The organism is Acinetobacter sp. TTH0-4, assembly GCF_015602665.1.
GTDB lineage: Bacteria > Pseudomonadota > Gammaproteobacteria > Pseudomonadales > Moraxellaceae > Acinetobacter > Acinetobacter albensis.
The window spans coordinates 2,584,592-2,598,661 of the sequence record NZ_CP059079.1 but is presented as its reverse complement, the minus strand read 5'-3'; the positions used below and the strand labels follow the sequence as shown (position 1 = coordinate 2,598,661).

The following is a 14,070-nucleotide window of genomic DNA, read 5'->3' as shown; positions in this document are numbered from 1 at the left end:
ATTTTTATCATTAGGCTGCTGAATATTGAAAACTTATAAAAAATGGGTTATTTCGCGACGCGCCAAATTGCCAGTATACTTGAGAGTGCGATCAACAAAATGGACACATACCACGGTGCAATAATGGCAATGGATAACAAAATAGCCATGATGCTGCCAAACATCCAGCTGCGTTTTTGCTGATGTTCCATTTGCAAGCGCATACTTTGCAGCTCATGCAATTGTTTGGAATGCCAAGCAGACTGATTTTTTAGACCGTTTAAACTGTCGATCATTAAGCTCGGTAAATCTTGTGCTCCAAGCAACAAGTCAGGAATTTTTTGACCCAATTCTTTTAAGTTTTTCTGTGGGTTCATTTGTGTTTTAATCCAATCGGTTAAGATTGGTTTCGCCAGTTTCCAAATATCCAGTTCTGGATATAAGTCGGTGCCTAAGCCTTCGACATGTACCAAAGTTTTCAGTAACAGCATCAATTGTGGTGGGATTTCTAAATGGAAACGACGGGCAATATCCATGACTTGAATCAGGATGCCAGCAAAGTCTAGCTCGTGCATGGGTTTGGAAACCATGGGCCCAACCGTACGGCGCATTTCACGTGCTAAGGCATCTTGATCTGTGCCCGGTGGAATCCAACCTGCTTGATGCACCACTAAAATGAGCTGCATAAAGTCGCTGTTCATGACAGCCAATAACATGCGTGCTACAGTCATTTGGTCGTGTTTGGACAACTCACCCATAATTGCACAATCGAGTGCAATAAAGCGTGGATTACTCGGATTTATGGTTTCAACGAAAACATTGCCGGGATGCATATCGGCATGGAAAAAGTTGTCACGAAACACTTGGGTAAAAAAGATCGTTAAGCCTTTTTCAGCCAAATCTGCACGATCCATGCCCATTTTGTCGAAAGTCGCAATATCTGAAATGGGTACACCAGTGATGCGTTCAGCCACCATCACATCTTTACTATCCATGTAAACTTCAGGCACATACATCATGCTTGAACCGGTGAAGTAATGACGCATACGACGGGTATTGTCAGCCTCTAAGGTCAAATCCAGTTCATTCAAAATAATTTGACGATAATTCTGGATAATTTCAGATAAATGCAATGCGCGCGCTGCTTCTAAACGTTTTTCTAATGCTGCACCCAGCCATTCCAAAATTTCAAAATCTTGTAAAATCTGCTGACGAATATGAGGGCGAGTGACTTTGACGACAACTTCACGACCATCATGCAGGGCCGCAGTATGCACTTGTGCAATAGAAGCAGCAGCAAGCGGTTGTTCATCAAAACGGGAAAAAAGAGTATTTACATCGGCTTTTAGGGATTGCTGAATGCGCATTTTCGCGACATTATTGTCAAACGGTTTGACACGGTCTTGTAATAACACCAATTGCTCTAAGACTTCAGGTGCAATCAGATCGCGACGTGTCGAGAGTAACTGTCCAAGCTTAATCGCCAAGGGGCCCATGTCTTCTAAAGCTTGTTTAAGTTTAAGTGAGTTTTTACGTTCACGACTTGACCATGCTGCAGGATGCATACGAATCAGGCTTAAAGCATGACGCATTTTTTCTGGCAACTCTTCCGCAGGAAACAACGTGTCGAGTCTATAGTGCGCCGCAATGCGCCAAAGTTCGAGTAAACGTGAAACGTGCGGAATCATATGTGAAACTACCTAATTTTGAGGTGAAGCAGACGTTGCCGTTGCATCAATTTTTGCACGAAGCTGTTGAATCTTAGCTTCGGTACGGTCTAAATTTTGATTAAAGATGCGTGTGTCTTGATTTAAATCGTCCATTTGCCAGCGCGAAGCAAATAAACCACTGTCTTCTTTTAAAGCATCTTCCGCAAAGAAAGCATAACTTTCCAAAGCGCGTTTTAAATGTTGAGGTGCTAACTGGATTTTACCCAGTTCATGCGCCAAGGCAGGGCCAATCCAAGGACTTAAATGTGCAGCCAAATCTGGCTCGGCTTGTTGTAAGATACGCTGAATATCCTGCAATAGGTGATAATCACCTTGCAAAGGAATATTACCGACTTCATCTGCCAAAAACAGCTTTAAAAGTGCAACCACATTTTTAACATGTAATGTGGCAGTCGCTTCAAATACTTGTTCATTTTTATCAAATGGGCGTTGTTCGAAGATGGAGTTGTGTCCACTTTGTCCAGTGACAGTCGGTTCTAAACGAACTTTGTTTTCATCAAAGAAAACATCGACTGAAAGCTGCGGACTGTCCATTACGACACGCAGCATTTTGCCTTGTAATTTATTTAATTGGATGCGACTAATCGCATCCAGATCAATCACATGGTGAATTAATCGTTCAGCTGCACCGAGTGCGAGAATCGACCACATTGCATGAAACCTTAAAGTTTAAAGCCGCGGTGAACTGCGACAATACCAGCGGTTAAATTGTGGTAATCACAGTTTTGGAATCCAGCATTTTCCATCATTCCTTTTAAGGTACGTTGGTCTGGATGCATACGAATCGACTCAGCTAAATATTTATAACTTTCCGCGTCATTGGCAATAATTTTACCCATGATTGGCAAGGCGGTGAATGAATATAAGTCATAAAGTTTAGAGAAAGGTTCAAATACAGGTTTTGAAAACTCAAGAATCAGTAAACGACCACCTGGTTTAAGTACGCGATACATGGCAGCCAATGCAGCATCTTTGTCGGTTACGTTACGTAAACCAAAACTGATGGTCAGCAAATCAAAACTGTTGTCTGCAAAAGGCTCTAAAGTTTCGGCATTGGCCAAAACAAAGTCGACATTGGTACAACCCGCATCAATTAAACGGTCACGCCCAACATTGAGCATAGATTCATTAATGTCTGAAAGTACCACATGACCTGTTGGACCAACTTCACGGCTAAACACTTTGGCTAAGTCACCTGTACCGCCTGCAATATCGAGTACATGTTGACCACGACGTACACCTGACATATTAATCGCAAAGCGTTTCCAGAGGCGATGAATACCAAAGGACATTAAGTCATTCATAATGTCGTATTTGCTGGCTACAGAGTGGAATACTTCAGCAACTTTTTGTGCTTTATCTTCGCTGCTGACCGTTGCATAACCAAAATGAGTGGTTGCACCGACATTGCCTGTATTGGCACCACGAGGTAAGTTATATTTCGGCACTGAATTCGTTGGAGTATCTGTGAATTGTTGTTGTAGTGATTGTTGCTGACCTTGTGCAGTGCCTTGTGGCAGAGGTTCAGTTAAGAAAGGACTCACTTTGTCTGTATTGGGTGCCGACTCAGAAGTTGCAGTTGGCGCTTGATTTTCATTAGACATAGAGTCGCTCCTAATTATAAAAATAGGGTTAAGATGGCAATGCATGCATGATGACAGATTCTAAGACGTTGTACAGCAATCAGCATGCAATTGTTATGAATAATATACAGAAATCTATTTCGTATTTTTATTTTTCATGTCGATGTCCATTTTAATTATCCGAAAAAATTATTGAAATGGGGCGAGATCACCTGCATGGACTTTATGAATAATTTGACGCTCAACAGCGGTAAAATCTTGGACAAATTTCTCTGCTGACTTCAGTGGTTTCATGGCTAAAAAGCCATCTTGCATAAATTCATACATGATTTGAAAATGATATTTATTTGCCGTTCCTTTACACATTTTAAATGCAGTATAAACTACAAATGAGCGCATATATTTATCTAGACTCTTACCCAATTGATCGAGTAAATCAAGTTGTTCTAAGCGTTGTTGACCTTGGTCTAGTTTCAAATAAGTTAGGCGCATCATCTCGTCAGTTAAAGCTTCATTTGGATGATAATCTTGTAACAGTTGCATCGCGACTTGTTCATCTAGACGAACAGCTAAAATAGCCAAAGCAACGCCAGATGTACCTGTTTTAATCGCATTTTCAGGAATGAGTTTTTCTGCTTTGTGCACATATTTCATTAAACGTGCAATTTGTCCTGCCAAAGCATCGAAATCGGGGCCACCATATAAACGGTTCAAAAAATATTCAGACATTAAAATATTCTGTTTTTCTGCAAATGTTTTGGCATGGGTACGTTGCATACGTTGTTTTTGCCACGCTTGTACATCTTGTAAACGCTGAAAAATAGCAGGGTTTTGATGATAATTTAATTGATAATACAAGGCTAATAAATCATCTAGTGCAGCCAGTTTTGACATTCTCAGTCTCTATTCTTTTCAGTTGGCTAAATTTTAGAGACAGATGGACAATGTCGCTATGACAACATGCGATAAAAATGACTTTAAATAGGTCAGTTTGCTGTTGAAATACAATTCTTCACAACATAAACGGTATATTTTCTTCTGCAATCTTGTTTTATATTGAAATAAATTAAAAGATATCAAAAAAAGAGAACAAAGATATGTCATTAGAACTCACGCAAAATCAAATCGTAGATGAAGATCAGCTCTCTTTAAACCTGATTGAAGCACAATATCTTTTAAAAAACACCCGTGATCAAAAAAATGCTAAAAGTGTCATGATTTTGGTCAATGGAATTGAATTGGCAGGCAAAGGCGAGGCTGTTAAACAATTGCGTGAATGGGTCGATCCTCGTTATTTAGGTGTTAAAGCCGATATTCCAAAAATATTTAATCCACAGCAACCTTTTTGGCAGGCCTATGCCAATGCTATTCCAGCGACAGGTCAAATGATGGTGATGTTTGGTAATTGGTATAGTGATTTACTGGTCACAGCGATGCACGTCTCCAAGCCTTTAGATGAAACGGAGTATGATCGTTATGTCGAAGATATGCGGGCTTTTGAACAAGATTTAAAAAATAATCATGTCGATGTGATTAAAGTTTGGTTTGACTTGTCGTGGAAATCATTACAGAAACGGTTGGATAATTTAGATCCGAGTGAAGTGCATTGGCATAAACTTCATGGACTGGACTGGCGCAGTAAAAAACAGTACGACAATTTGCAAAAACTGCGTCAGCGTTTTACTGATGATTGGCAAATTATAAATTGTGAAGATGAGCAACAGCGTGATCAACAATTTGCACAACTGATTTTAACTGCCTTAAAAGATTGCCCAGAACATTTAAGTAAAACCAGAACCAAGTGGAAACAGGCGGCCATTCCCGAAAGTTTATTGCAGCCTGAACAGACGCCACTCACCCATGAAGACTATAAAAAAGAACTGAAAAAACTATCGCGTAAAGTTGCGAAAGCCTTGCGTTGTGATGAACGCAGAACGATTATTGTGTTCGAAGGCATGGATGCAGCAGGCAAGGGCGGTGCAATTAAGCGGATTGTTAAAAATCTGGATCCGCGTGAGTATGATATTCATACCATTGCTGCACCTGAAAAGTATGAATTACGTCGGCCTTATTTGTGGCGTTTTTGGAACAAATTACAAACTGACGAAGATATTACGATTTTTGATCGTTCATGGTATGGACGGGTCTTGGTTGAACGTTTAGAAGGTTTTGCCAGTCCGCCTGAATGGCAACGTGCTTATGATGAAATTAACCGATTTGAAAGAGACTTGGTACAAAATCAAACGTTAGTGATCAAGTTTTGGTTAGCGATTAGTCAGGATGAACAAGCCGCACGTTTTAAAGCGCGAGAAGAAACACCGCATAAACGCTTTAAAATAACGCCAGATGACTGGCGTAATCGCGAGAAGTGGGATGGCTATTTGCAGGCCGCAGCAGACATGTTTGAGCGAACCAATACTTCAGATGCGCCGTGGCATATTGTTGCGACAAATAATAAATATACGGCACGCTTAGAAATATTACGTGCCATTTTAAAACAGCTAAATGCAGATTAAGCATTTAGCTGTGAGTTGGGTCTTTTATCTATACTGGTGAGAGGCTGGTTTGGTTTTAAGCTAGCATTGAGTCGATCATAAAATGATGATAGACCTAAGAAAAGCATGGGGTGCAGCAAGTTTGGTGTCAGACCATTGAAAAATTAACTGACCAACTGAGCTTGCTGTTTTTGCTGAATCCCTTTGGCAATTTTATAGCATTCTCTCACATGCGCTTCAGCCACTTTTTTCATGACCACATAACCTAAACTTGCTGCAATAATTTGTCCACCTAATGGGATAAATTTGGTGATTTGTTTAGTAATCACTTTAGCTGCTACATTATTCAAAGATTTTTTCACTGCTGTGCGTGCCACCACCAAACCTGAAAATTCGACGCCACGTTTGCGTAATTCAGTCCAATGCACTTGTTTGGTTTTAGGGTCGAAGACACTAATTTGTTCTGGCGCTAATCCAAAACGTGCATTCACTTCTGGAATGAGTTGTGACAAAATTCCGACATCGATGACAACATCAAGAAATGGCACGGGAACCACTGCAGCACCTGCAGAAAAGTAAGCACGTTTTTTGACCAGTTCCAAGCATTCTGCAAGAATGATTTCTAAATTTAATGTGGGATCTATAGCGTCCGGAATTTTATCTATTTTCATAATGGCAATACCTTAAACTTGATGTAGGTTTTCTTATTTAATCATTGTTAACGTTCGAATTTCAAAGCATTTTTGAATCGTACCGTTTTTTAAAAGTGACATAGATTAATCGGAATGTATAGTAATTAATTTTTATGCTTTTGTAGGTGTTTCATTTTGCAAATAAAGGGAAAAGGCAAATCATGGCCATTCATGTAATTCAAAGTCAACGTATTGAGGTGCTTGTAGAAGCGATGCTCACTACGGTGAATCAGCCAACACAAACGCCTTTTCATGTGCTGCAAACTCAGCATTATATTGTGCCTTCACACGCGGTTGAGGCATGGTTAACTCAAAAATTGGCAGAGAAAAAAGGAATAAGTGCCAATACCCAGTTTCATCATCGTATTCGGGGTTTTCAATGGTCAGCCTATCAATGGGTTTTGGTCGAACAAAAAGAACAGGTCCGTAAAGCCAATATTCCACGAATTATTATTAAATGGCGGGTGTTTCAGGCATTAAAAGAATTTATTCAGCCAGAACACAATGCTTTGGACAGTCAGCATCCTTTATTTTCAATTGTGCAATGTATTTATGACAGTGCCGACCGTTTAGAACAAGGCACAGAAAAGCAACTTAAAAAACAAGGTATGTTGTATTGGGTTGCTGAGCAAGTTTCACGTTTATTTAGTCATTACATGGAATATCGTGGCTATTGCTCGAAAAATTGCCCACCCAATTTGTGTAATTGCCAAAGCAACTGGTTACAGGCTTGGGGTAAAAACCAAGCCCTCGCACTGGAAGGCATGTTTTTTAAAACCAATACCGATATTTCTGAATTTACTTTAACTCAAGCGCAAGAACTGGAAGCATGGCAACGCTGGTTATGGCAAGACGTTTTTCACCAAGACTTTGAACAAATGCAAAGTATTGATGCGATGTTTTGGCAGATTTTGGACAATCCTGAAACACGTTCAGCAGCTTTAAAAAAATTACCACCTCAATTGGTGATTTTTACTGTATTAGATTTACCGCCCATGCAGTTGGCCTTTCTGCGACGCTTGGGGCAGTACCTCGATATTTATATTTTGCATTATAACCCTTCGCAAGAATATTGGGCAGACAGCGTCGATCCGCATTGGAAAGCACGTTATGACGTGCGGGTTAAAGAACGTTTTATTGAAAAAAATCCACAGGCGAAAGATGCCGATATTGAGCAATTTTTTCAGGAATTTACCCTGAACTTTAATGCGGAACAACGTGAGTCTAGGCATCCGCTGCTGACCCGTTTTGGTAAGCAAGCACGTGATCACTTTTCTTTATTGTCCAGTTTATCCTCAGGAGAAGAAGGGGTTTGGGCAGATGCTTTTATCGATGCTTATCGTAATAATTTATTGGGTAAAATTCAGTCTGATATCTTATATTTGGTTGAACCTGAGCAGCATCAATATCCTTTGGAAGCTGAAGATGATTCTATTCAAATTCATGTATGCCATTCCAGTTTGCGCCAGCTTGAGGTTTTAAAAGAACAACTGATTTATTGGCTTGCTCAAGGGACGCCAGAAAATCCGCGTAAACCCAGTGATATTTTGGTATTAACTCCCAGTTTAACTGAGCTTGAACCGCTGATTCGCAGTGTATTTGCGCCGCCACCCAGTGAGCGTGATTTAATCCAGCAAAAAGGTGATAGTCCTCATCAGTTGTCTAAAGACAGTATCTATTTGCCCATTAAGATTGCGGGTGTCACTCAAATAGATGTTTTAAATGCATGGCGAGCACTGCTGGGTCGAATTGAACTGATTCAGGGGCGCTTTACCATTGAAGATTTTGCGGATTGGTTAAGTTTAAATGCGACGCAACAGGTATATGACCTTGAAATAGGTTCGATTCAGCGAATAACAAAATTGCTGATTGATGCAGGCTTTAAACGTGGATTTGATGCTCAGCATTTGCGCCAAAGTCTGGCTGCGGGTGATGAAGACTATCGCTTTAGTTTTAAATTTGCTTTAGATCGTTTGGCTTTAGGTATTGCAATTCCTAAACATACTGTATTTCAGAATACACTCAGTTTTGCTGAAGTATTGAGTAGTGATTTTGAATTGATTGCCAAATTGATTCAAATTTACCAAGATTTTGATGTACGTCGTGATTGGATTATCCAGCATGAACAAGGTCAAACCCAGCCTGTAGAGCACTGGTTAAATCGCTTGATGCAAGAGATTGCTACATTTGAACAAGCCGGTGTCGATGCTTTAGCACCAGTCTATAAAATTGTTAAAAAACAACAGCGAATGCTGACTTTGGCCAACTTCTATGATGATCATGATCAGCATGCCTTGCAAGGTTTAAGGTTACCTTTGCCTTATATACTGGCCGAAATTAATACCATTTTAGAAACTCAGCTAGAACATGCCGAACCGACAGGACAAATTACCTTTAGCCAACTGGGTCAAATACGTCCCGTACCTTATAAATTGATGGTGATGCTTGGATTGGATAGTGGCAAATTTCCCAATCGAACCCAGCATTTACCTTTTGATTTAATGGATTTATTAAAACCACAGTTAGGGGATCGTTCACGTTTGGAGGATGATCAAGGTGCATTTCTAGATCATATGTTATTGGCACAAGATAATTTGTGGTTGTTTTATAATGGATTTGACATTAATGATGGTGAAGTGCGAGATCCCTCCACTGTATTGCAAGAGTTGATTCAGCATCTCGCTTTTATTGTACAGTCAAAACAACCCCAAAGTGGCACCAATGAAACGGTCAACATTCACGGCGTAGAGGTGCCTGAACAGTTACAGTCACTCTATTTTGTTCATCCGTTATTGCCTTTTGATCCTGTTGGCTTTGAGTCAAATAAACCCGTGCGTTACCAGGATCAGTGGTTTGCTGTGGCAGGGCAAATTCGCCATGCAACAGGGCAACGTTTGCCATGGATCAATACGCCTTACCAAAGTGTGGTAGATGATGTTCAGGTTTTAGACAGTCATCAGTGGATTAGAGATGTGACTTTTCCTGCACGTTTATATTTGAAAAGTTTAGGCGTTGAAAATTTGACTCCTGAAGAGTTACCTGCGCTAGAAGAACCTTTATTGCTTGATGGTTTAGGACGTTATGCTGTGCGAAATTTTTTGCAAAAACAGCAACAAACGCCTAACCCTGACCTACTGATGCATCAACTACCGATAGGTAAACTGCAACACAGCAGTTGGCAGATGAGTTTGATCGAACAACAACGGTTAAAAGATCGCTTATATCAACATGCCACTGAAGTCACCCCGACCACGCAACAGATTTGGAAAGTCACTGATCAGCTTTATATCAATATCACTTTACCCAAACGTCATACAGAAAAATGGGTCAGTCTAGAAGCATCAAGTGCGCGGGCTAAGCGACGTGCTCAGGTCTGGCTAGAATATCTGCTTTGGGTGGCCTATTTAAATATGGGTGAGGGTGGAGAAAAATTATCGCGAATCGTGGTTTTTAGTGACCAGAGCATTATTTGTGAGGGAGTCAGTTCAAATAAAGCGCGTGAATGGATTGATCACTGGTTGGCAGCCTGGAGGTACGGTCAAACTCAACCTTTGGTTTTACCTGCAGCATTGTTGTTAAAAGTGGCAGAAAAAGATAAAGCACATTACTGGCAAGCCAATGAGCAGAATCAGATGTGTATTGATGATATGCAAATCATTTATAAAGATTGGCATGACGATGGAAAATTTAGCGGCTTTTCTGTGGTGGATAATGAAGCCAATAAGATGCACCGTGACTGGCAGTTTATTTTGCAAGAACAAGATGCGACAGCATTACTTGAAGAGGCATGTGTGCAATTTTCTTATCATCTTTATCAGCCCATTTTTTGGCATCAACACGTGATTGAGGAATAAAATAAAATGAATCATCCTCAAGTATTAAATAAGGTCTCGTTTGACCCCATTGCAGACATGCAATTTAAGGGTTTACATTGGATTGAAGCTTCGGCAGGAACGGGGAAAACGTTTACTTTATCAAGTTTAATGGTTCGAATTTTTTTAGAATCTTATTTGCCGAATCAAGTGATTGCCACCACTTTTACCCGTGCGGCATCCGCAGAGCTTAAAAATCGGATTCGGGTTCGACTGGTACAAACCTTACGTTATATTGAAACCTGTCAAACCCTGACAGAGGCAGAAATTCAAGTCAAAATGACTACTGAAACAGACCCTTTATTGCAAAAAGTGTTACACGATTATGCGACTCGGATTGATTTTGCTCAACAACGTCTCAAATTGGTGATTGATCAGTTAGATGAGCTTTTTGTCGGAACATTGGACAGTTTTAGTCAAAAGTTATTACGTGAATTCTCTTTTGAAAGTGGCAAAATTGAACGTGCGGATATCACCGATGATGCGAAGCGCTATACCCATCAATTGATTCATGATGTATTACGTGAATGGATCCAATCACAACCTCAAGAGGTGGTGAATTATTTACTGCTGAATCAGAAACTCAAATCGCAAGAAGCTTATATTCCAGTGGTTGAAAATAGCCTGAATTTCGCATCGGCTCAATTTCAGGAAGTGAGCCCGCCAGTGCTAGACCTAAGTCAGTTTGAACAGGTGATTGATCATTTTATTCAGTTAGATCTTAAGTTAATCGAAACTTTAAGTGAATATTATTTACCTGAAGGACAATATCATGCCGTAGTGGCGAAAAAATGGCGTACCGATGCTTTAATGCAACGCACTTTGTGTGATGATTTACCTATCTTTCTTCAGGCTTTGGCACAACAAGGTTGCTATGCTTTATTTGCACCCCATTTTGAAAAGACATTAAAGCATTTGAATGAGCTGGCCACTAAAAAAGTGCTGAATAAATGCGCCGAAGATGTGTTACATCAGTTTGAACAGCATGCTGTTATTCAAAGTTTGCGAGTATTTTGTGAAGCATTATCTAAACTGAATATGGATCTCGATGTACTGGATGCCTATTTAAAGTTTTATTTAAGTCGTGAAGTCAAAAAACGTTTACCGCAAATGCTGCAACAAAAAAATGAAACTACTTTTGCCCAACAAATTCGTACTTTGTCAGAAGCTTTGCAAGGGCAACAAGGACAGCGTTTTGCGCAGTACGTACAGGCACGTTATCCACTGATTTTGGTCGATGAATTTCAGGATACCAACCAAGATCAAGATAACATGCTCGCCAGAATTTGGCGTGATGCCAAACGCTATACCCAAGGCTGTATGATTATGGTGGGCGATCCCAAACAGGCCATTTATGGGTTTCGCGGTGGTGATATGCTGACGTATAACCAAGCCCGTGCTGACGTTTTGGCTAAACAAGGTTTGCAATATAGCCTGCGCCATAATCATCGTTCAGTCCAAGCCTTGGTTGATGTGGTCGATGCTTTATTCCAACGGCAAATGGATTTTGGTGAGGAGGTTCGTTATAGTCCTGTTGAGGCAGGGAAACGCAGCCATCCACCGCTGATGGATGCACAGGGTGAAAACCACCAACCCTTACGCTGGTTATTGTTAAATGATAAAAATGAAGAACCCATTCAAGTGGCATGGAAAATCCGTGAACTGTTAAATCAAGGGATTCAAGCACAACTTTATTTGGCAGAAGCAATAGAAGCTCGCGCGCTCGTTGAAAATGATATTGCGATTTTATCAAAAAACCATACGGGTTTAGATAAAGTTCAATACGAATTGGAGCGTCTGGGCATTCGGGTCAATCGCCCTTCCAAGCGTAGTGTTTTCGATCATCAAGTGGCCAAAGATGTAGGGGCGGTATTGACTGCAATCATGCATCCTTATGATGAAGCAAAAGTGAAACGTGCTTTACTCAGTCGCTTGTTGGGTTTTAATTTACAACAACTCATTCAGTTGGAAACTCAAGCCGATGGACTGAGTCAATTTATTTATGATTTTGACTGTATTCGTGAAATGTGGGTCGAAAGAGGCTTTCTCACCGCTTGGCAATACTGTTTAAATTTATTCAAAATTTGGAAAAATCTGGTCGCTACTCAAAGCCGAGACAATGAGCGAACTGTGGTGAATTTACGTCATTTGACTGAATTGCTGAGTCAGCACAGTGAACATTATCAGGGTGCACAAAAGCTATATTATTGGTATTTAAAACAACTGCAATCACCTGCGGAACGAGAGTGGGAGCTTGAGCGTAAACTTTCAAATGAGGCAGGCGTACAACTGATGACCATTCATCAGTCTAAAGGTTTAGAATTTAAAATTGTATTTTTGCTGGGTGCGGATAAACCGCCTAGAGAAATAAACAAAACGTTGAATTTTTCCACGATTGAGCATGTTCATCCCCTAACAGGAAAAGTCGAACTGCAACGTGTAGTTGCGATTAATGATAAAAATTTACTCCCAGACCATGCTATTGAGCAGCACAATGCCCGGGTGGAAGCTGAGCAACATCGTTTATGGTATGTGGCGTTAACGCGAGCCAGCCATCGCGTCTACGCTGTGCTACATGACCAACAAGGGAAATCGACACATGGACTGGCATTTTGGCGTGGACAAGCGGACCAATCTTTTGCTCATCCTGCCAGTAGTGATGAAGCAGTATTAAGCGAAAAACCTGTGAAGTTAGTGGCGAAAAAAATTCAAGAACTCTTGCCACTCTATGCTTTGGCATTTCCAGCACAGCGTTTTTATCCACGATCAAAAACCAGTTTTAGTGCCTTGGCCCAGCATTTAAGCCGTAAACAGGTCATAGATGCTTTGGCGGTAGACGCTGAAAAAACAATGCGTGCAGCGGATGAAATGCATCGCACAGCATTTATTCAAAGTATTCCGATCCAACCGCTGTCATGGATTAAACGAAACTTTCCAATGGGAACCGTAGCAGGGACTTTTTTACATGAAATTTTTGAACATATTGATTTTCAAGACTCAAAAGATTGGCCTTTAGAAATTCGTCGCCGTTTTAAAAATGATTATCCTGTCTTATGGCTCGAATTATTCAATAAATATGAACAGGATTTTCCGCAGCAAGATGAAGAGCAGCTGATTCTTTGGATCAGCGAATGGTTGGAGCAGGTATTAACGACGGTTTTACATGAAAATTTTAAGTTGAACCAACTGGATGCACATGAATATTTGGCTGAATTTCCATTTTATTTGTCTTTATCCGATCATGTGTTAGCAATTCACAGGATTCATCAGCTATATGCAGAATATGGCATTGAAATGCTGGATTTTAATCCAGCCAATTCTGCTCGTTACCTAACAGGTTCAATTGACTTGGTTTATTTTGATGGTCAGCGATATCACATTGCCGATTATAAAAGTAATTTTTTAGGCACAGATCAATCGCATTATACAGCGCCTGAAATTAGACAAAGCATGGCACTAGCCAGTTATTGGTTACAGGCAGGTTTATATTTGGTGGCTCTACATCGTTATTTAAGCGTGAAAATGCAGAGTTATGATATTGAACAGCATTTAGGTGGCGCAAGTTACTTGTATTTGCGCGGTATGAATGGGCAAAGTTCAGATGGTTTTTATCATTGGAAACCTGAGGTGGAGTTCATCTTACGACTTGATGCTTTGTTGGGCAGTTTTATTGAAGAAAAAACCTGAAAATAATCAACTCAACATGATTAAGCGATTTT

General features: G+C 40.4%; 8 protein-coding genes. 3 read left to right on the top strand and 5 right to left on the bottom strand.

Annotated features, from left to right (window positions below; translation table 11 throughout):
- Positions 1–47: 47 nt before the first annotated feature.
- From H0S58_RS12115 to H0S58_RS12100, 4 genes are all read right to left on the bottom strand, one after another.
- Positions 48–1,667, bottom strand: coding sequence for an ABC1 kinase family protein (locus tag H0S58_RS12115; protein WP_195726645.1), 1,620 nt, complete (start codon positions 1,665–1,667; stop codon positions 48–50).
- A gap of 12 nt (positions 1,668–1,679) precedes the next feature.
- A complete protein-coding gene (locus H0S58_RS12110; protein WP_053578917.1) occupies positions 1,680–2,360 on the bottom strand; it encodes an SCP2 domain-containing protein in 681 nt (226 codons plus the stop codon).
- A gap of 11 nt (positions 2,361–2,371) precedes the next feature.
- Positions 2,372–3,313, bottom strand: a complete 942-nt coding sequence (gene ubiE / locus H0S58_RS12105; protein ID WP_195726644.1) for a bifunctional demethylmenaquinone methyltransferase/2-methoxy-6-polyprenyl-1,4-benzoquinol methylase UbiE — start codon at positions 3,311–3,313, stop codon at positions 2,372–2,374.
- A 168-nt stretch (positions 3,314–3,481) separates the two neighbouring features.
- Positions 3,482–4,186: an FFLEELY motif protein gene (locus H0S58_RS12100; RefSeq protein WP_195726643.1), complete on the bottom strand. Its 705-nt coding sequence runs from the start codon at positions 4,184–4,186 to the stop codon at positions 3,482–3,484.
- A 203-nt stretch (positions 4,187–4,389) separates the two neighbouring features.
- Between H0S58_RS12100 and H0S58_RS12095 the strand changes: the two genes are divergently transcribed.
- Positions 4,390–5,808, top strand: coding sequence for a phosphate--AMP phosphotransferase (locus H0S58_RS12095; RefSeq protein ID WP_195726642.1), 1,419 nt, complete (start codon positions 4,390–4,392; stop codon positions 5,806–5,808).
- 143 nt (positions 5,809–5,951) lie between these two features.
- Here H0S58_RS12095 and H0S58_RS12090 read toward each other — a convergent pair whose 3' ends face one another.
- Positions 5,952–6,458 (bottom strand): hypothetical protein, encoded by a 507-nt coding sequence (locus tag H0S58_RS12090; RefSeq protein WP_053578913.1) that lies wholly within the window; start codon positions 6,456–6,458, stop codon positions 5,952–5,954.
- 182 nt (positions 6,459–6,640) lie between these two features.
- Here H0S58_RS12090 and H0S58_RS12085 point away from each other — a divergent pair, with 182 nt between their 5' ends.
- Both H0S58_RS12085 and H0S58_RS12080 read left to right on the top strand, forming a co-directional pair.
- Positions 6,641–10,333, top strand: coding sequence for an exodeoxyribonuclease V subunit gamma (locus H0S58_RS12085; RefSeq protein WP_195726641.1), 3,693 nt, complete (start codon positions 6,641–6,643; stop codon positions 10,331–10,333).
- A 6-nt stretch (positions 10,334–10,339) separates the two neighbouring features.
- On the top strand, positions 10,340–14,038 hold the full coding sequence (locus H0S58_RS12080) for a UvrD-helicase domain-containing protein (protein ID WP_195726640.1): 3,699 nt from the start codon (positions 10,340–10,342) through the stop codon (positions 14,036–14,038).
- Positions 14,039–14,070 lie beyond the last annotated feature (32 nt).

Bases quoted from the DNA above. Each gene is read 5' to 3' on its own strand.
- H0S58_RS12115 (WP_195726645.1), bottom strand. From the start codon at position 1,667: ATGATTCCGCACGTTTCACGTTTACTCGAACTTTGGCGCATTGCGGCG.
- H0S58_RS12110 (WP_053578917.1), bottom strand. From the start codon at position 2,360: ATGTGGTCGATTCTCGCACTCGGTGCAGCTGAACGATTAATTCACCAT.
- ubiE (WP_195726644.1), bottom strand. From the start codon at position 3,313: ATGTCTAATGAAAATCAAGCGCCAACTGCAACTTCTGAGTCGGCACCC.
- H0S58_RS12100 (WP_195726643.1), bottom strand. From the start codon at position 4,186: ATGTCAAAACTGGCTGCACTAGATGATTTATTAGCCTTGTATTATCAA.
- H0S58_RS12095 (WP_195726642.1), top strand. From the start codon at position 4,390: ATGTCATTAGAACTCACGCAAAATCAAATCGTAGATGAAGATCAGCTC.
- H0S58_RS12090 (WP_053578913.1), bottom strand. From the start codon at position 6,458: ATGAAAATAGATAAAATTCCGGACGCTATAGATCCCACATTAAATTTA.
- H0S58_RS12085 (WP_195726641.1), top strand. From the start codon at position 6,641: ATGGCCATTCATGTAATTCAAAGTCAACGTATTGAGGTGCTTGTAGAA.
- H0S58_RS12080 (WP_195726640.1), top strand. From the start codon at position 10,340: ATGAATCATCCTCAAGTATTAAATAAGGTCTCGTTTGACCCCATTGCA.